The organism is Jatrophihabitans sp. (assembly GCF_046262535.1).
Taxonomy (GTDB): Bacteria; Actinomycetota; Actinomycetes; order Mycobacteriales; family Jatrophihabitantaceae; genus Jatrophihabitans.
This window is the reverse complement of the sequence record NZ_JBHEMO010000094.1, coordinates 1-17,812: the sequence shown is the minus strand read 5'-3', so window position 1 is coordinate 17,812 and position 17,812 is coordinate 1. Positions and strand designations below refer to the sequence as shown.

Below are 17,812 nucleotides of genomic sequence, written 5' to 3'. Positions count from 1 at the left end.
CCGTCGTCGTGCTCAGCACCGGCGACGGAATCACACCGGCGGCGAAGCCCCCGCCGGGCGTGGCCTCCGACGTCGCGGCCAAGATTCCCACCGCCGGCGGGATCACGCTGTCCGCCGAAGTCATCACGCCGAAGGGGCCGGGGCCGTTTCCGCTCGTTGTCATGCCGGGCAGCTGGGGGTCGGCGGCCACCGAGTACCACCTGCCCGGCCAGCAGTTCGCGGCGCAGGGCTACCAGGTGGTGGGCTACGCCCAGCGCGGCTTCAAGGGCTCGGGCGGCACGATCGACTTTGCCGGCCCCAAGACGCAAGCCGACGTCGCCACGGTCATCAACTGGGCGCTGACCCATACCCGTGCGGATGGCGCGCACATCGGGATGTTGGGAATCTCTTATGGCGCAGGCGTTTCGCTGCTGGCCGCCGCAGCGCAGCCGCGCATCAAGGCGGTCGTGGCGATGAGCGGGTGGGGCGACCTCGGCCAGGCGCTCGCGCCCAACGGCACGGCGAACGTGGTCACGCTGCACCTCTTGCTGGACGGGTACCGAAGCAAGCGCGGCGCGCTGTCGCCGGACCTGCAGCGGCTGGCCGACAGCCTGTCGTCCGGCAACGCCAGTGAGCCGGCGCGCCTGCTCTCCGCATTGGGCAAGGGTCATTCGGCGGCCGAGCGGGTGGCGGCGCTGAACAAGAACGGGCCAGCGATCATGCTGGCCAACGCATACCAGGATTCGATCGTCGACCCAGCGCAGATCGTCCCCTTCTTCAATCAGCTGACGACGCCGAGGCGGTTGCAGCTCGCCATGGGTGACCACGGCGGGCCTGAGGCAGCGGGGCTTCAGGGCAAGCCCGACATCACCTTCGCCGACGGCAAGCGCTGGCTGGACCGTTATCTGATGGGCAAGCAGAACGGCGTCGACTCCGCCGAGCCGGTCCAGCTGGTCGACGAGGCGACCGAAAAGCTGCACGGCTACCGGAGCTGGCCGAAGGCAGCGTCCACCATCACGCTCGGCCTTCCGCCGTGGACGCAGGCGCTCACGGCGGGTACCGACAGTGGCGCGACGAGCGGGCCGTACTTCACGCAGGAGCCCTTCCCGTTCCAGCCCCCGTCACTGAAGATGTCCGCTGTCCAAGCCGATCATGCGTTCGTCTGGAACGGCACCACCGTGGAGCGGCCGACGCTGATCAGCGGCTCGCCGTCCCTGCGGCTCGCCGTTGCTGCGTCGGCGTCGCCGACCACGCTCTACGCCCATCTGTACGACGTCGACGCGTCCGGTACGGCGACATTGATGACCTACGCGCCGATGAGCACCGCCGGCGGCGATGTCAGCTTCACCCTGCATCCGTTGGCATGGACCGTCGCCAGCGGGCACCACCTCGCTGTGGTGATCGACACCGTGGACCAGCGCTACCTGTCAGACGCTCCGTCGGGCAGCTCGGTGACGCTCGGATCGACGGCCCAGGCACCTGCCACCCTGGCCTTGCCGACCGGGTGATCCGGCGCTGAGCCCCGTAGACTGGCTCCGTCGCAACCCCGCCCTCGTAGCTCAGGGGATAGAGCGCCGGACTCCTAAGCCGGGCGTCGCCAGTTCGAATCTGGCCGGGGGCACCCATCTAGGGTCCGTATTTGCTGGGTTGTAGCGATCATTTGTCTACCAATTGAGTAGTGAATGGCCACGCTAGTCCGCAAAAAGTCCGCACACGGTGACTTCACGTGCCAGTCAGACCTCAAATGATCTTGTTGGTAGGCCAGTCGGCTCACTTCGCGGGGCTGACCGCTACCCGTCATCCGTCGACAGGCGGGCGGCAAGTGCTTGCGGGGTTCAGGCGGCCCGGAGCTGCGCAGATCCGACCAGCCCGCGCGGCGGAGATTTGAGTGTTCGTCGTGTGCAAGGGGTGATCCGTGACCTGCAGCCCGATCGCCGCGCGGCATAACATCGGGACCGTGGCGGACGAAACCGATCCCGCCAGGGTGCGCCTGGACGAGGTCCGGGAACGGGCTGCCCGCGCGAAAGAACGCGAGGTCGGCGCCCATGCACGGGCTGCACTCCTTCACGACAATGCCGCCGCAGCCCAGGATCGTCTCGGCCATCCCGAGCTCGCTGGTCGCGCCCGAGAACGTGCAGCGAAAGCCCGCGCTGACGCTGTCACCGCTCTGGAGGAAAAAGCCGGAGCTGAACTGCACATAGAACAGAGCCGGCGCTAAACCGCCCTTGGCCGGCGGCGCCCGCGAGCCCATGTTCTCGGAGACGCACCTTGGCGACTTATCCCAAGGTCGAGAGCCATGTCATCCGCAGCCGCCGCGCAGCGGCTCTACCGGCTTTGCCGCGTAGCGGCCATACCCGCTGCCGCGTTGAGTCGCGCGAGAGCCGTCGATAAGCGCGTCCGTCAGACGGCGGGGCGGTGGCGCATATGAATCGCTATCGCGCCGTGGATTGTGGGATCAAGGCACCGGGTATTGCGCCAGTCTTCTCGAAACTTCTCAGCCTGCGTCTCACGGAGACGAATGTCCCGGCTGATCATTCCGCTCGCCGGTCGCTGTGTTGCAGCGGTCTACCCTCGGCGGCATGCGTCGGATCGCCGCAATCCTGTGCGTCGCGGTCTGCGCCGGTTGCACGTCGGAGCGCGCCCCGGCGCCGGTGACCACGGTTCCGCACGGCGGGACCGCGCTGTCGCCTGCCTCCTCACGGCCGGTTTCGACGACGCAGCCGGCCCGCTCGTCCTCGGTTGTGCCGTCGCGCAGGCCGTCATCAGCCGCCGCTGAGCCGTCCGTCCTGATCCCGGCCGACGCCGACAATCCTGCGGTCGTGCCGGCCATCGCCAGCGACCCGTCGGCACTCGGCCGACAACTGGTCGCCGCCGAGCACACGGTCCGTGCGCGCGGGGCGAGCGGCACGCAGTTGCTCGCCGCGGCCCGCACGGCCCAGGTCGCCTACGGCCGGGTCGCACTCCACCCACGATGGGACGCGGCGGTGATCGCGTTGGTTCCCAAGTCGCTGCGGGCAACGGTGCGCGCAAACCTACGAGCCTGGCGCGAGCTGCGGGCGATCAGGTCGCCGGCGCCGAAGGGCCTGCTCTTGGCATGGCGCATACAGGCGGCGACCCGGGCCCGCGAACTCCTGGCGTGGTACCACCAGGCCGGCCGGCGGTTCGGGGTCGGATGGCAGTACCTGTGCGCGATCAACTTCATAGAGACGACGTTCGGCAAGATCCATGGACTGAGCGTCTCCGGTGCGCGAGGTCCGATGCAGTTCCTGCCACAGACCTGGGAGGAGTTCGGCGGCGGCGGTGATGTCAATGATCCGCACGACGCGATTTTCGCCGCGGCGCGTTACCTCGCCGCTCGAGGCTTCGCCCGCGGTGACGTCAACCGTGCGCTGTACGCGTACAACCCGACGATCCATTACGCGAACGCGGTGAAAGCCATCGCCTCGGTGCTGCTCGCCGACCCGCGGTCGTTCATCGGCTACTACCGCTGGGACGTGTACTACCCCACCTCGGCCGGGGTGCTGCTCCTGCCCCGCGGCTTCAGCGAACGCCGCCGCACCTCTGCGGCAACCTATGCACGTGCCCACCCGAGGCGGGTGCTCCGCTGAGGTGCGGCGAGGCAATCACCAGCCGGGTGTGCCCCCCGGCGACTCCCCCACTCCACTGACTGCAACAGAAATGCTCGACGGGTAGGCGCGTCGAGCCAAATGACCATTCAAGCGACTCCGTGCGCGAGGCTCCGCCACCAGGTCGACGCTGCAGCTGCCGCTGCGTCAGGCGCGGACGATCTTCCTACTGCGTGGAGGTTGCCCGCAGTGATCAAGGACGCCAGCAAACTCTACCCGGATCGGGAAGGACAGCGTGCGTGGCGGAAGGTGAAGGCCCGACGGACCGTCTGATCGCCATCGGCTTCGTGGCCGACGCGAAACAGCCCACCACGCCCACGCTCGCGGTCCCGTCTGCCGACGGCGAATACGCGACCGCGGGCTCGACGACGGTGCTGGCGGCAACAACGGCGCGCCAGATCGCACCCCTGTTGCAACCCACGGGCGAGACCGTCGAGCGACGGTTCGTGTGGGGCAGCTCCGACCCCGTCGTCGTGAACGCGATCTATCCGCTGGTCGTCGAGGTGGAAGCAGATGCAGCGGTCGACGCTGGCGTTCTTCGACACGGCGCGCGCCTTCTGCGCGCTGGCCCCCGAGCTGGACCCGAGGCACGACGTGGGCAAGTGAAGCGGTCGCGGGGTGTTCAAGGAAGACGCGCGGCTCGCCGAGTCATCGTCCACCGGGCAGGCATCATGCCTCATTTTCGCGTGCCATCAGACCAGCATCGTTGAGGTGGCTCTGTCGCGGCCGTCGTCGCCGCGGCAACCTGTACCCAATGCGTGAGCGACGACGTGTCGCGCGTAAGCGCTGATCAGCCCGGCGGTGATTAGCCAGCCTTCAGCACCCATGGAGACGTGACGTGCGATTTCGCATCATCGACGCCTTCGCCGATGCGCCCTTCACCGGCAATCCCGCCGCGGTGTTCCTGCTGGACCAGCCCGACTGGCCGGACACATCTTGGCTGCAGCAAGTGGCGCAGGAGATGTCGGTGTCCGAGACCGCATTCGCCTATCAGCTACCACCAGATGGTCGCGCCGACTGGGCGCTGCGGTGGTTCACTCCGCTGGTCGAGGACACCTTGTGCGGCCACGCAACCCTCGCGGTCGCGCACGCGCTGCACGCCGACCGGGGCAGCGCCGCAACGGTGCGCTTCGAGACCCGAAGCGGCGTCTTGACCACTGTCACCGACGATTGCGGGGTCGTAACGATGGACTTCCCGCGGCCCCAACTCACCCCGGGCCCGGCGCCCGGGGTGGCCGAGGCGCTCGGCGCGACACCCGAGCAGACGTTGCAGACCGGCGCGCTCGGGGACGTCCTTGCCGTCTTCTCCAGCGAGGACGACGTCCGGCAATTGCGCCCGGACTTCACCGCGCTGGCCGACTTGCAGACCCGGACGGCACGGCCGGACCGCGGTGTCATCGTCACTGCGCACGCCCGAGATTCGGCCGATGGCTACGACTTCGTTTCCCGGTTCTTCACTCCAGCCGCCGGCGTTCCCGAGGACCCCGCCACCGGCAGCGCCCACACCGCCTTGGCCCCGTACTGGTCTGCTCGCCTGGGCCGCAACCGCCTGACAGGACTGCAAGTCTCCCGACGCACGGGAAAGATCACCACGACGCTGAGCCCGAGTGAGGTCAGACTGTCAGGCCGGGCGGTGGTCGTCACCGACGGTCAATTCCTGCACGGTTGAGACGTCGGGCGGAGACGCCCGCACCATCGACGGACCGCGCTGTCCGTTTCTCGGACCAGGGCGTTGATCAATGGCGCCGTCCGTCGCAGCAGGCGGGATTGATCAGTGGTTCCCTAGCTAGCCCGCCGGCTGGGCCTGGATCACGGTGTCGAGCAGCTTCCTCGAGGTTCTCAGCTCCGTGATCGTTTCGCTTCGCCGACTCGCTCGCTTCCACCTACAGCTGGCCGAGGCCCTTGTCCATGGCTGGGCGCTCAACGGCGTCGTACAGCGCGGCCCCGATCCCTTCACCGACAACTTCTGGGACGCAAAAGAGATGATCGGTGTGACCGTCTGGTTCAAGATCGGTGTATCCAACGATCCGGCCGTGGACGCCTGCGGCGACAAACACCCGTCGTCCATCGCGTGCCAGCTGCTCGACGACCTCTGGTGTGGGTCGAGCGGGAACCCAAGCGGTGACCTGCTCGACGGCGTAATCGGTTCTAGCTGCGTCACCGAGCGCCATATGACCTCTGCAAGAGCTGGCGCGTCGTCCGAGCTGTACCCACGGGTGGCGACGTGCACCGTTGTCCCTCTTCTCCCGCCGGCGGACGCGTGGAGAACGCGGGCATGCGACTCCCGCTTACTCAGATGCGCTACTCCACCTGCCGCCGGGCGCGCAGATCAGTCAGGACCGGACGAGGCGAGCGATGGCTTCTGATGCTTCCTTGACCTTGGCGTCAGCCTCGGCCCCGCCGGCCCGGGCGGCGTCGACGACGCATCCGCCCATGTGTTCCTCGAGAAGACCCAGGGCCACTGACTGCAACGCCTTCGTTGCGGCGCTGACCTGGGTAAGAATGTCGATGCAGTATTTGTCATCCTCGACCATCTTCGCGATGCCGCGCACTTGTCCCTCGATTCGACGCAGCCTCTTGAGGTAATCGTCCTTGTTCTCGGTGTAGCCGTGCATCTTTTCCTCCGTTGAACGGTGACAATCAGCATACCCCCCGCCGGTACTTGACGGTCTCTCCGGAGACCGCGTAGGCATATACCTAACCGGGGTATGGTAGATCAGCAGACCGCTGGCCGCCGTCTTACTTGGCAGGAGGACGTGAAATGAGCGACACACGGCGATGGGCGGCTCTATGGGTGATCGCACTCGCACAGTTCATGGTCATCATGGATACGTCGATCATCGGGGTGGCGCTGCCCAAGATGCGGGTTGACCTCGGTTTCACCGCGGAGAGTCTGCAGTGGGTTTTTAACGCGTATGTCGTTGTGCTCGGTGGTCTTTTGCTGCTTGGCGGCCGACTGTCTGACCTCTTCGGTGCACGCCGGATGTTCGCCACCGGCTGGGCGGTTCTCCTCGCAGGCTCCGTCGTCTCCGCGGTCGCGGACTCGGTATCGGTCGAACTGGTCGGACGGGCGGCACAGGGCGCCGGTTCGGCGCTGATCGCTCCGGCGGCGCTGACCCTGTTGATGACGCTGTTCGGTGGCACCTCGGACCTACCCAAGGCGATCGCGCTGTACGGCGCAGCAGCCCCGGCCGGCGGCACCGCCGGCGTGTTCCTCGGCGGTGTCATCACCGAATGGTTAAGCTGGCCGTGGATCTTCTGGCTGTACGTACCGATCTCGATCGCCGCTCTGATCGCCACTCCGCTGTTGATGCCACAGCCGTCCGGACGTCGTGGTTCGCTGGATCTGCTCGGCGCGGTCACTGTCACTGCCGGCCTGACGTTGGCTGTCCTTGGGGTGGTGCGCGCACCGCAAATCGGCTGGGATTCAGGTACGACTCTCCTCACGCTGGCCGGCGCCGTACTCCTGATTGCGGCATTCCTCGGCTTGGAAGCGACCCTGCGCAATCCGCTCATCCGGCTCAAGATCTTCCGGACCCCGCTTCTCGGGGCGGCCAATCTGGCCCAGATCCTGCTCGGCGCCGCCTGGGTGCCGATGTGGTATTTCCTCAACCTCTACCTCCAGCAGGTCCTCGGCTACGGCGCGTTCGCCTCAGGCGCAGCCCTGCTGCCGATGACCGTCCTGATCATGGTGCTGATGGTCGCCGTCGCGCCGAGGTTGATCGTCCGTTTCGGGCCGAAGCCATTGATCGTCGCCGGCCTGGTGGCGCTGTCGGCAGGACTGCTCTGGCTGTCGTTCGTCCGCCCGACAGGCAACTTCGCCGTCGACGTCCTGCCCGCCTCCCTCGTCGCCGCCCTGGGGCAGGCCCTCGCATTCATCCCCTCACTCGGCACTGCCCTGTCCTCCGCTCGCCCCGAGGAGGGAGGCCTGGCCGCCGGCATCGTCAACACCGCGTACCAGATCGGCTCGGCGCTCGGCTTGGCCGCCATGACCGCGGTAGCGGCCGCACACGGCGCGACTCACTTCGGCAACCGGCCGGACCTGACGGACGGTTACTCGGCGGCGTTCACCGGAGCCGCGAGCATCGCCGTCGCAGGCGCCGTCCTCGTCGCCGCCCTATTTCGGACCCGGTCGGGCCCGGGTACGGCGGCGCCGGCGGACCAGCACCGCACCCAACCGCTGACCGTTATCGACGTGTAAGATACCGGTAGGGGGTATATGACAGAGACTCGGCGCGTGGACCCCCATACGCCCAACACCAGCGAGAGGACCAACCGATGGCAGAGAAGACATACACCGTGACAGGCATGACGTGCGAACACTGCGTCAACTCCGTAACCAGCGAAGTCAGCAAGATTGATGGTGTCCAGGCCGTCGACGTGGACCTGACCACCGGGCACGTCACCGTGACCGGCGACGGCTTCGCCGACGACCAGATCCGCGACGCCGTCGATGAAGCCGGCTACCAACTCGTCAACGCATAAGCACCGCATCCCAGCAGCCCGACCGGGATCTGCGGATCCCGGCCGGGGCGCCACGGCAGGAGAAAACCATGAGCAGCGACCTGACCCGCAACGAAACGTCGAGCATCGGCGGCCAGGATCTCCCCTCGCCGGTGGCGGTCGAACTGGCAGTCGGGGGGATGACCTGCTCCTCCTGCGCGGCGCGGATCGAGAAGAAGCTCAACCGCCTCGACGGAGTCACGGCATCGGTGAACTACGCGACCGAGAAGGCCACCGTGCGATACGACCCCAGCGCGGTCGGGCCGGAGGACTTGGTGGCCACCGTTGAGGCTACCGGCTACACGGCACGACTTCCGCAGCCCGCCGGCCCGCAGCCTGCGGACGGAAGTGGCGGTTCAGATGACGAGGGGCACGCGGAGGCCGACCTCCAATCGCAGCGACAACGGCTGACCATATCGGCACTCTTCACTTTGCCCGTGCTCGTCATGGCCATGGTTCCCGCAGCGCAATTCGACAATTGGCAGTGGTTGTCACTCACGCTGGCCAGCCCGGTCGTGCTCTGGGGCGGGTCGCCCTTCCACCGGGCCACGTTCATGAACCTGCGGCATCGAGCCGCCACGATGGACACCCTCATCTCGATGGGAACCCTCGCCGCATTCGGATGGTCCCTCTACGCCCTGTTCTGGGGCGAGGCCGGCATGACCGGCATGAAGATGACCTTCGACCTCACGGCAACCAGCGGCAGCGGCACCCGCGACATCTACCTTGAGGTCGCCTCCGCCGTCGTGGTCTTCCTGTTGGCCGGACGGTACCTGGAAGCACGCGCCAAGCGCAGATCCGGCGCGGCCCTGCGCGCGCTGCTCGACCTCGGCGCCAAGGACGTCGCCGTGCTCCACGGCGCTGTGGAAACCCGAATCCCCGTCGAAGACCTCCGTCCCGGTGACAGCTTCGTGGTGCGGCCGGGAGAAAAGATCGCCACCGACGGAGTCGTCGTCGACGGATCGTCAGCCGTCGACGAGAGCCTGCTCACTGGCGAGGCCGTCCCGGTCGAGGTCAACCCAGGCAGCGGCGTAACCGGCGCGACCGTCAACGTCGGCGGCCGCTTGATCGTCCGAGCGACCCGCGTCGGCAACGACACCCGCCTGGCCCAGATTGCCCGGCTCGTCGTCGACGCCCAGAGCGGCAAGGCCGCCGTCCAGCGGCTCGCCGACCGCATCTCCACTGTCTTCGTCCCCATCGTGCTCCTGCTGGCGGCCGCAACCCTGCTCACCACCCTCGCCCACGGCGACGGAACAGTGCGCGCCTTCACCGCCGCCGTCGCGGTATTGATCATCGCCTGCCCGTGCGCCCTCGGCTTGGCAACGCCCACCGCGCTGCTGGTCGGAACGGGGCGCGGAGCCCAACTCGGCCTGCTGATCAAGGGACCCGAAATCCTCGAGTCCACCCGACGCGTCGACACCATCGTGCTCGACAAGACCGGGACCGTCACCACCGGACGGATGACGCTGCTCAGTATCCAGGCAGCTCCCGGTGTCGGCGAAGATCAACTGCTCCTCCTCGCTGGGGCCGTCGAAGCGGCCAGCGAACATCCAATCGCCGCCGCTGTCGCCGCCGCGGCCACCGATCTCTTCCCCGCCGTTCCCCCCGTCAGGGAGTTCGCGAACGAACCGGGCCGGGGCGTGACCGGCACCGTCGATGTCGAGGGCGTCAGCTACCGCGTCGCGGTCGGACGCGCGAACTGGCTAGCCGCACAAGGCCTTCGCGCCGACGACTCCACCAACGCTGCTGTCCAGGACGCCGAGACCGAAGGGCGAACAGCCGTGCTGGCCGCGTGGGACGGCCAAATCCGCGGTCTCCTCGTCGTCGGCGACAGCGTCAAGGACACCAGCGCCGGCGCCGTGCGCCAACTGCGAGCATTGGGTCTGCGCCCGATCCTTCTGACCGGTGACAATCGTCCCGCGGCCCTGGCGATCGCCGCCCGCGTCGGCATCGACGCTCACGACGTGATCGCCGAGGTCCTGCCCGAGGACAAGGTGGCCACGGTGGCCGCGCTCCAAGCCGACGGAAAGGTCGTCGCGATGGTGGGCGACGGCGTAAACGACGCGGCGGCCTTGGCGGCCGCCGACCTAGGACTGTCGATGGGCACCGGCACAGATGCCGCAATCGAGGCCTCGGACATCACCCTGGTCCGCGGCGATCTCACCGCCGTGCCCGACGCAATTCGCCTGTCGCGTCGGACCTTGCGCACGATTCAGGGCAACCTGTTCTGGGCATTCGCCTACAACGTCGCGCTGATCCCCGTCGCCGCCCTCGGCCTGCTCTCACCGCTGATCGCGGGCGCCGCCATGGCCTTCAGCTCGGTCTTCGTCGTCACCAACTCGCTGCGACTCCGTTCCTTCCAACCGTCACCCTCGCCAGCGCACCAGCCGTGAACACAGTCGGGCACGGGCTGCTGCACGCCCTGAAGATCGCCGGATCGATGACCTGGCAAGTCACCTGGTCGCTGATCCTCGGGTTCACCCTGTCCGCAATCATCGAGTCCCTCGTCCGCAAGGCGACGATCGCCCGCCTGCTACCCGACGATCACCCTCGCAGTCTGCTGACCGCGACCGGCCTCGGCGCCGCGTCGTCGTCCTGCTCCTACGCCGCTGTCGCGCTTGCCCGCTCACTGTTCCGCAAAGGCGCCGACTTCACCGCCGCGATGGCGTTCCAATTCGCGTCAACCAATCTCGTCATCGAACTCGGCCTGATACTCGGCCTGTTGCTCGGCTGGCAGTTCACCGCAGCGGAGTTCGTCGGCGGACCCTTCATGATCGTGCTGGTGGCACTCATCTTCCGACGATTCCTCTCCGGGCGACTGACCCACGAAGCCCACGAACAGGCCGACAAGGCTGTCGCCGGGTCGATGGAAGGCCACGCCGCGATGGACATGTCCATTGAGACGACCGGCTCATTCCGGAATCGACTGGCCAGCCGCCGGGGAGTCACCTCCGTCAGCCACAACTTCGTCATGGAATGGGCCGCGGTCCTGCGCGACATCATCATCGGCCTCCTCATCGCCGGCGCCGCCGCCGCGTGGATACCCGACTCGTTCTGGCAGCACCTGTTCTTCACCGACCATCCGCTGGCCGCCAAGATCTGGGGCCCCATCATCGGACCGCTCGTAGCCGTCGCCGCCTTCGTCTGCTCCATCGGCAACGTCCCGCTCGCCGCGGTCCTCTGGAACGGGGGCATCAGTTTCGGCGGCGTGGTCAGTTTCATTTTCGCCGACCTGATCATCCTGCCGATCATCGCCATCTACCGGAAGTACTACGGCACCCGCATGGCGCTCTTCCTCACCGGCACCTTCTACCTGACCATGGTCGCCGCCGGCTACTTCGTCGAACTGGTTTTCACCCCGCTCAACCTCGTCCCCACAGGATCGCGCCACGCGTCGGAGGGTAAAGACGGCATCACCTGGAACTACACCAGCTGGCTGAACATCGCCTTCCTCATCCTTGCCGCGGTACTCGTCTGGAGGTTCTTCACCACAGGTGGTCGGCAGATGCTGGCCATGATGGGCGGCGCCCCCGATGTCGTGGGTGAACACCACCAGGCGGACGAGTCGGCAGCCTGAGCGATGCGCCAACCGCCGGCATACTGGAGCCTGATGACACGCAGTCACCGGTCGCGCGCCGCCGTCGCTGCCCGCGCGGGCGCTATACGCGCAGCCGCGGTCCTTTCTCTCCTCGGGCTCGCGCTCATGCACGGACTGACCTCCGATCACGGCGCTCATCCGATGACGAGCATGGCTGCACCGGCCGGGGGCGCGTTCGCCAGCCACGGCAATATGTCAGCGATGGCGATGGCGCTGCCGGCCAAGCCCGCAATACTCGCCGAGATCGTCACGTCGGTCGCAACACACCGCTCGTCCGACCTCTCGCCCGCAGGACATTCGCGAATGAGGCCCGACCAATGCGTCGCTGTGTGGCGGAACACACCTCAGATCGAGCGTGCACCAGCCGAACGCCCAGCGTGCTGAACGCCGATGTCCGACTTCTCAGCTACGGGACATGTCAGGCTGTTGGTCCCCCGCGTCGGAGATTTGCGCCGAACTCAACCTGGTTGCGTCGATCGAGCAGTTGCCGCGCGCCTGCCGTCGCAATCTCCGTCCGTCGCTGGACCGTTGGGCAGCTCGATGAACGTCACCGCGAGGCGCCCGGCCGTAAAGAAGCCGCGGTACTCGAGTGCCGACTGAGGGGAGGGGCAGAATGTCGGCGTCACGGCTGAGGCTGTTCACTTGTGCACTGGTATTTTTCGCGGCCGGGTTCGCCGTCCTGTAGCAGACGTTATCGAGGGGCGCACCGCGCTCATAGCGACTCTCGGCCTCTGCGTCGCGGCCGGCGCTGGCGGCCTACCGATCAGGCACACCCTTTCTCGACACACCGGTCGCGGCGCGAGCACCGGCCAAACGGCGCACCTTACGGGCCGAGCCTGCGCGGTCGGCCTCGCAGCACTAGTCGGATACGCGGCGCCAGCTGCGGCAGACCTTTCCACCCGGTAACGGGCTCGTCAGCAACGCGACGAGGTTCACCTCCGTGACGTGCCTGCATAACGGCGCAACTGTCAGCAACGACGTCATCGAGACCCATGGAGGTGGCGCCAGTGTCTGGCTGCCCACCGGACAGCACCTGATCACCTACAGCTTCGAACTCGTCGAGAATGGAGCGGTCGTGAGCGAGGAACACTACGGCCGGAAAGCCGGGCTTCGCCCCGACGACCCTTACATCTGCACGGCGACCGGGCTCGACTTCCGAACCAACCAGGTCGCAATCGGCAACCTCCTGGCATACCCGGCCGGCTGAACGGACAATCAGCAGGCACGGCGGTTCCGGTGTCCGTGACCGCAATGAACCGTTCATCGGTGGGAGCGCGCACTGTCTGCGGCATAGAAAGACATTCTGCGTGTCGTTGCAGAACGTAGAGCTCCTTCAACTCCCGGGCGGTATGGCATCAACCGAGGCAGGTTGGTCAACTGTTGGCGTGTCCGGGTTGGACGAGGCCCGTCTCATAGGCGAGGACGACGGCCTGAACGCGGTCGCGGGCGTCGAGTTTGGTAAGGATGCGGCTGACGTGGGTCTTGACGGTGCCATGGCTGAGATACAGCTCGGCGCCGATCTCGCTGTTTGACCTGCCCCGGGCGATCAGGTGCAGGACTTCCACCTCGCGGTCGGTCAGTGACTGCAGCCGCTGGTCGGCGGTCGGCGAAGGCGAGCTGACGAACCGTTCGATGAGCCGGCGGGTGATCGTGGGCGCGAGAAGGGCCTCGCCGGCGTACACGGCGCGGACCGCGGCGGCGAGGTCTTCGGGCGCGACGGTCTTGAGCAAGAACCCGCTCGCGCCGGCACGGAACGCGTCGTACACATGTTCGTCCACGTCGAAGGTGGTCAAGATCAGCACTCGGCAGCCGTCGCTGGATGTGGTGATGTGCCGGGTGGCCTCTATGCCGTCCATGCCCGGCATCCGCACGTCGATCAGCGCCACGTCCGGGTGCAGGTCGTGGACCAACGCGACCGCGTCCGCGCCGGTGCCCCCCTCACCGACTACATCGATGTCCGGATCGGCGGTCAGGATCGCGCGGAACCCGCCGCGCACCAGTGCCTGGTCATCGACCACCACGACGCGGATCACGCCGGTACGCCCGTTCCGGTGGGCAGCTGCAGGTCGACGACGAACCCGCCGTCGGGGTGGTCGGCCGCGCGCAACACGCCGCCGTACAACTGCGCCCGCTCGCGCATGCCGATCAGCCCGTGGCCACCGCCGCTGCCGTTGGCGCGTCGTCCCGGGCCGAGGTCGCGGACTTCGATGTGCAGCCCAGCCTCGGTGTGATCGACGGTGACCGTGGTCGCCGCGCCGGCGTGCTTGAGCGCGTTTGTCAGGGATTCCTGCACGATCCGGAACGCGGCCAGGTCGACGCCGGGTGACAGCGGTGGCAGTTCAATGATGTTGAGTTCGACGGGCAGCCCGGCGGTGCGGACCTGGTCGACGAGGGCGCGGAGTTGGCCCAGGCCGGGTTGCGGGTTGCGGTCCGGGGCCGCGTCGTCGTCGCGCAGTACGGTGAGCAGCCGCTGCAGCTCGCCCACCGCCGAGCGGGCGGCAGCTTCGACGCTGAGCAGTGCCGCGCGGGCGGCGTCGGGTTCGGTGTCGAGCAAGGTGCGCGCCGCACCGGCCTGGACGGCCATCACGCTGACGGTGTGCGAGATGACGTCGTGCAACTCACGGGCGATGCGGGTCCGTTCCTCGGCCAGCGCGGCCTCGCTCGCGGCTTCGCGCTCGGCCACCATCGCCTCGGCCGCACCCTCGGCGCGTTCGGCGCGTAGCCACCGTTGTCGGACGACATCGCCGACCACCCAGGTGCCCAGCAGTACGAACACCGCGAACACCACCTCTCCGCCGACGCGCTCTTCGGGGATCCGCGCATAGATGAACGCCTCGGCCGCGAACACCAGCGGCAGGCTCGCGACCCGCCAGCGCGGCGCGTAGGCCGCGGCGGTGTAGTTGGCGATCGCCATCGGCAGCAACCCGGTCAGCAACGGCACATAGGCGACCACGACAAGCAGCTGCACCGAGATCGCGAGGCACACGGCCGTTACGGTGGCCAGCGGCTGGCGGCGCCGCCAGGCCAGTGGCATCGTGAGCCCGACGAGCAACGCGGCACGCGCGAGGTGCCGGCCGTGCGGGGGGATGCCGATCCCACCGTCGGTCCAGCCGAGCCACACCTGTGTCTGGCCCACGGCGAGCAGTACCGCCGCCAGCAGCGTGTCGCCCCAGCGTTGCGGCAGCCGTAGTCCTCGGGCGGACCGGTTCATGGGCAACACAGTAGATCGACCACGGGGTGAATGCCGTCAGCCCGGCGACCGATCCGGTCTCCGTCTGCAGGCCGATCCGGTGGTAACGGCAATCACCCGCGCGGCGCAGCGAAGTGGCGTGCGGGCAGACGACGCACCCGGCGCGGTTGCGCGAACCTTGGCGGCGACCACGAGTTACCCGTCCTCAAGGAGGAGTCCATGCCGATCAACGACGCGCAGCAGCGCTGGGAGCGGCTACTGCCGCTGGCCGGCGTCGCGTTCACCATGCTGATGGTCGCCGGCGCGGCCGCGTTCCCGATGCCGCCGGGCGGCGACGTCTCGCCCGCGAGCAAGCCGGCCTGGCTGGCCGCACACCACAACGCGGTCATCGCGCAGAGCTACCTGCGCGGGCTGGCCGCGATCGTCTTCATCGCGCTGGCCGTCGCCGCGGCCGGCGCCTGCCGCCGCGCGCTGTCCGAGGGATCTACGCTGCCTGCGCTGGCGCTGGTCGGCGGCGCGTTCACCGGCGGTCTGCTGCTCCTCGCCCAAGCCGTCGGCCTCGCCGCAGCGCTCTACGTCCGCTCCGACGGAACCGCTACCACGACCCGTGCGCTCGGCACGCTGCAAGACGCCTTCCTGAACATGTCCAGCCTGCCCGCCGTGCTGCTATTCGCGGCCGTCGGCCTCGCCGCCCAGCGCACCAGGTTCCTGCCGCGCTGGTTCATCGCGTTCACCCTGTTCGGCGTGCCGTTCGCGCTGCTCGACTCGATCAGCTACGACAGCGGCCCGCTCGAGCCGGTCGCCATTCTCGGCCTGGTCTACTTCCTTGCCTGGGGCCTGCTCGCCGGCGTGCAGCTCTACCTTGCCTCCCCGAGGCTGTCCGCCGAGCGGCCGCGCGAGCCGGAACTGACGGCGGCCATCTGAACTGATACCGCGGCGATGCACCATCCACAACACGGTGGATGCCGGGCACGTACCGTGGTCGCCGCGCGACTGGTTAGGCGACCAGGGGCGGTAGCGGACAGCCGACAGCGAGCACCGCGTCCGAAGCAACTCCGCCTCGGTCGCGGCGCGTGCCGATTCGCCAAGCGGCCCCACTTTCGAGCGTCCGCTCATGGCGCGACAAGTGCGCATGCCGGCTTCGCGCTGCGAGGAGTGGGCACGCAAGCCGTCGGATAGACACGCACTGCGCCGGCCGCTCAGCTACGAGGGTTATGCGGGAGAGCTGACACGTTGACCCGGTCGTGTCAGGAAATGTTCCCGGTCGCGTGCTTGGAGAGATCGATTGCGCTGCGTGCCAACATCTCCTACTTACCCGCCGGCCGGCAGCGGCGAAATGTCGCCCCGCAACCGCCGCTGCCTCACTGACCGCCGGTGTTGCCGCATCGACCTGCGCGGGATTCACCTTCGCCGCCTGGACGCTGACCGCCTTCGCGATCGGTTGCCTGGCCGACGTGCTGATCCACCGGGTCGTCCTCGCGATCGTCGCTACCCTGCCGCTGGCGCCATTCGGCAAGCCGTCTGCGACAACCGTCGCGCGCTGCCTGACCCAGCACGGCTACACGCACTGGACGCGCTATCAACCAGTCAGCCGATTCTGGCCATCCAGTCGATCGAGGACGGCTGGCTGATCGCGCTGTCGGCGTTGCTCATCGCCGCGACCGTCCGGGTGGTCCGACGTCGGGCGGCCTGGAGCGGATCGCAATCACAATGCCGTTCGGCGGCGGCACATGGCCACCAGCCCCGAATGCCACCGCTGCCGTTTTCGGCATTCGCTCGACCGGGTAAATCAGTGGTCAGCTCTTATGGTTATGCGGGTGGGAGCCTTCGTCGGCCGCCAGAGCGAACTCAGCGTTCTGGCCGAGAATCTCGAGCGTGCGGTCGAGGGCCGCGCGTCGGTGGTGGTGTGCCGCGGCGAGCCAGGTATCGGGAAGACGCGGCTGGCCGAGGAACTGTCACGGCTGGCTGCCGCGCGCGGTGTGCCCGATGCCTGGGGCGTCTGCGTCGAATCCGAGGGCGCACCGCCGTATTGGCCGTGGCGCCAGCTTCTTCGCGGCATCGCGCGGCATGTCGACCTTGCCGGAATCGCTCGCGCGCATGGTCTGGTCGCAGACATCGCGCGGCTGGCGCCGGAGCAGTTCGCCACCGAGGCCACGGAAGGCTCGGCTTCTGTCGAGGACCGCTTTCGGCAGTTCGATGCGGTCGCGCGTCTCCTCGGACAGCTGCCGCCGCTTGTGCTGATCCTGGACGACGCGCACTGGGCGGACCGTCCATCGGTGCTGTTGTTGCAGCACCTCGCTCGCACGCTGCGGGACGAGAGCGTGCTGCTGCTGGTGAACCATCGCGACACCGAACACGAGCACGTAGCCCTGTTCACCGAGCTGCTGCGCGAGCCGGTGACGCGGCAGGTCGATCTCGTCGGACTGGACACGCAAGCAGTTGCCCAGCAGTTGGCGTCCGTCGTGCCGGGAGGTGTCGAGGTAGGTGACGCCGAACGAGTGCGATTGCTGACAGGCGGCAACCCGTTCTTCGTCGGCGAGCTCGGGCGCGTCCTGCCGGCGGTTCGGGTAGCAACTGGTCGCGCACCCGTTACTGCGAACATCCGGGAGGCCATCCGCGGGCGGTTGCTTCGGCTGACGCCCGAGGCGGTGCGCGTCGTCCAGGCTGCCGCAATCGTCGGTCGCGAGTTCTCAATCGAAGTCATCGCAGCAATGGTCGAGGTGATGCCGGCGAGCTGCCTGGGGCCGCTCGACGAAGCGGCCCGCGCGGGGCTGATCGAGGTCGGGACCACACACCGATTCGTGCACGCCTTGGTCCGAGACGCCGTGGAAGCGGGACTATCCAGCTCGGAGCGAGTCGACCTGCATCGTCGAGCGGCCGAGACGATTGCACTGGTGTACTCCGGCCGACTCGAAG

At 67.8% G+C, this 17,812-nt stretch carries 17 protein-coding genes and 1 tRNA gene; 14 read left to right on the top strand and 4 right to left on the bottom strand.

Going from position 1 to position 17,812, the window contains the following annotated elements; translation table 11 throughout:
• The 6 genes from ABR571_RS13885 to ABR571_RS13860 all read left to right on the top strand — a co-directional run.
• Window positions 1–1,487 (top strand): alpha/beta fold hydrolase (locus ABR571_RS13885; protein WP_409453797.1); only part of this gene is annotated, 1,487 nt, incomplete at its 5' end.
• A gap of 40 nt (window positions 1,488–1,527) precedes the next feature.
• A tRNA-Arg gene (locus tag ABR571_RS13880) sits at window positions 1,528–1,600 on the top strand.
• A 336-nt stretch (window positions 1,601–1,936) separates the two neighbouring features.
• On the top strand, window positions 1,937–2,197 hold the full coding sequence (locus tag ABR571_RS13875) for a hypothetical protein (RefSeq protein WP_409453796.1): 261 nt from the start codon (window positions 1,937–1,939) through the stop codon (window positions 2,195–2,197).
• A 361-nt stretch (window positions 2,198–2,558) separates the two neighbouring features.
• Complete coding sequence (locus ABR571_RS13870; RefSeq protein ID WP_409453795.1) at window positions 2,559–3,587, top strand: transglycosylase SLT domain-containing protein; 1,029 nt, start codon at window positions 2,559–2,561, stop codon at window positions 3,585–3,587.
• 257 nt (window positions 3,588–3,844) lie between these two features.
• Window positions 3,845–4,315 (top strand): hypothetical protein, encoded by a 471-nt coding sequence (locus ABR571_RS13865; RefSeq protein WP_409453794.1) that lies wholly within the window; start codon window positions 3,845–3,847, stop codon window positions 4,313–4,315.
• A gap of 128 nt (window positions 4,316–4,443) precedes the next feature.
• Window positions 4,444–5,274, top strand: a complete 831-nt coding sequence (locus ABR571_RS13860; RefSeq protein ID WP_409453793.1) for a PhzF family phenazine biosynthesis protein — start codon at window positions 4,444–4,446, stop codon at window positions 5,272–5,274.
• Between the two features lie 214 nt (window positions 5,275–5,488).
• On the opposite strand, the gene ABR571_RS13855 is transcribed toward ABR571_RS13860, so the two are convergent.
• Window positions 5,489–5,776 carry a GNAT family N-acetyltransferase gene (locus ABR571_RS13855; RefSeq protein ID WP_409453792.1) on the bottom strand — a complete coding sequence of 96 codons (288 nt, stop codon included), beginning with the start codon at window positions 5,774–5,776 and terminating at the stop codon, window positions 5,489–5,491.
• A 162-nt stretch (window positions 5,777–5,938) separates the two neighbouring features.
• Window positions 5,939–6,220 carry a metal-sensitive transcriptional regulator gene (locus ABR571_RS13850; RefSeq protein ID WP_409453791.1) on the bottom strand — a complete coding sequence of 94 codons (282 nt, stop codon included), beginning with the start codon at window positions 6,218–6,220 and terminating at the stop codon, window positions 5,939–5,941.
• A gap of 146 nt (window positions 6,221–6,366) precedes the next feature.
• Here ABR571_RS13850 and ABR571_RS13845 point away from each other — a divergent pair, with 146 nt between their 5' ends.
• From ABR571_RS13845 to ABR571_RS13825, 5 genes are all read left to right on the top strand, one after another.
• Window positions 6,367–7,806, top strand: coding sequence for an MFS transporter (locus ABR571_RS13845; RefSeq protein ID WP_409453790.1), 1,440 nt, complete (start codon window positions 6,367–6,369; stop codon window positions 7,804–7,806).
• 77 nt (window positions 7,807–7,883) lie between these two features.
• A complete protein-coding gene (locus ABR571_RS13840) occupies window positions 7,884–8,090 on the top strand; it encodes a heavy-metal-associated domain-containing protein (protein WP_409453789.1) in 207 nt (68 codons plus the stop codon).
• Between the two features lie 68 nt (window positions 8,091–8,158).
• Window positions 8,159–10,501 (top strand): heavy metal translocating P-type ATPase, encoded by a 2,343-nt coding sequence (locus ABR571_RS13835; RefSeq protein ID WP_409453788.1) that lies wholly within the window; start codon window positions 8,159–8,161, stop codon window positions 10,499–10,501.
• Window positions 10,498–11,685 carry a permease gene (locus ABR571_RS13830; protein ID WP_409453787.1) on the top strand — a complete coding sequence of 396 codons (1,188 nt, stop codon included), beginning with the start codon at window positions 10,498–10,500 and terminating at the stop codon, window positions 11,683–11,685. The genes ABR571_RS13835 and ABR571_RS13830 overlap by 4 nt, the downstream gene beginning before the upstream one ends.
• 961 nt (window positions 11,686–12,646) lie before the next feature.
• Complete coding sequence (locus tag ABR571_RS13825; RefSeq protein ID WP_409453786.1) at window positions 12,647–12,913, top strand: hypothetical protein; 267 nt, start codon at window positions 12,647–12,649, stop codon at window positions 12,911–12,913.
• Window positions 12,914–13,079: 166 nt separating this feature from the next.
• Here ABR571_RS13825 and ABR571_RS13820 read toward each other — a convergent pair whose 3' ends face one another.
• Both ABR571_RS13820 and ABR571_RS13815 read right to left on the bottom strand, forming a co-directional pair.
• A complete protein-coding gene (locus tag ABR571_RS13820) occupies window positions 13,080–13,739 on the bottom strand; it encodes a response regulator (protein ID WP_409453785.1) in 660 nt (219 codons plus the stop codon).
• On the bottom strand, window positions 13,736–14,917 hold the full coding sequence (locus ABR571_RS13815) for a sensor histidine kinase (RefSeq protein WP_409453784.1): 1,182 nt from the start codon (window positions 14,915–14,917) through the stop codon (window positions 13,736–13,738). The genes ABR571_RS13820 and ABR571_RS13815 overlap by 4 nt, the downstream gene beginning before the upstream one ends.
• Window positions 14,918–15,115: 198 nt before the next feature.
• On the opposite strand from ABR571_RS13815, the gene ABR571_RS13810 reads away from it, so the two are divergent.
• The 3 genes from ABR571_RS13810 to ABR571_RS13800 all read left to right on the top strand — a co-directional run.
• Window positions 15,116–15,820: a hypothetical protein gene (locus ABR571_RS13810; protein WP_409453783.1), complete on the top strand. Its 705-nt coding sequence runs from the start codon at window positions 15,116–15,118 to the stop codon at window positions 15,818–15,820.
• Window positions 15,821–16,164: 344 nt separating this feature from the next.
• Window positions 16,165–16,527, top strand: a complete 363-nt coding sequence (locus tag ABR571_RS13805; RefSeq protein ID WP_409453782.1) for a hypothetical protein — start codon at window positions 16,165–16,167, stop codon at window positions 16,525–16,527.
• A gap of 99 nt (window positions 16,528–16,626) precedes the next feature.
• Window positions 16,627–17,812 (top strand): ATP-binding protein (locus tag ABR571_RS13800; protein WP_409453781.1); only part of this gene is annotated, 1,186 nt, incomplete at its 3' end.

What these genes read in the sequence shown, in the direction of transcription:
- ABR571_RS13845 (WP_409453790.1), top strand. Translation starts at nt 6,367, where the DNA reads ATGAGCGACACACGGCGATGGGCGGCTCTATGGGTGATCGCACTCGCA.
- ABR571_RS13870 (WP_409453795.1), top strand. Translation starts at nt 2,559, where the DNA reads ATGCGTCGGATCGCCGCAATCCTGTGCGTCGCGGTCTGCGCCGGTTGC.
- ABR571_RS13810 (WP_409453783.1), top strand. Translation starts at nt 15,116, where the DNA reads ATGCCGATCAACGACGCGCAGCAGCGCTGGGAGCGGCTACTGCCGCTG.
- ABR571_RS13815 (WP_409453784.1), bottom strand. Translation starts at nt 14,917, where the DNA reads ATGAACCGGTCCGCCCGAGGACTACGGCTGCCGCAACGCTGGGGCGAC.
- ABR571_RS13855 (WP_409453792.1), bottom strand. Translation starts at nt 5,776, where the DNA reads ATGGCGCTCGGTGACGCAGCTAGAACCGATTACGCCGTCGAGCAGGTC.
- ABR571_RS13850 (WP_409453791.1), bottom strand. Translation starts at nt 6,220, where the DNA reads ATGCACGGCTACACCGAGAACAAGGACGATTACCTCAAGAGGCTGCGT.
- ABR571_RS13835 (WP_409453788.1), top strand. Translation starts at nt 8,159, where the DNA reads ATGAGCAGCGACCTGACCCGCAACGAAACGTCGAGCATCGGCGGCCAG.
- ABR571_RS13840 (WP_409453789.1), top strand. Translation starts at nt 7,884, where the DNA reads ATGGCAGAGAAGACATACACCGTGACAGGCATGACGTGCGAACACTGC.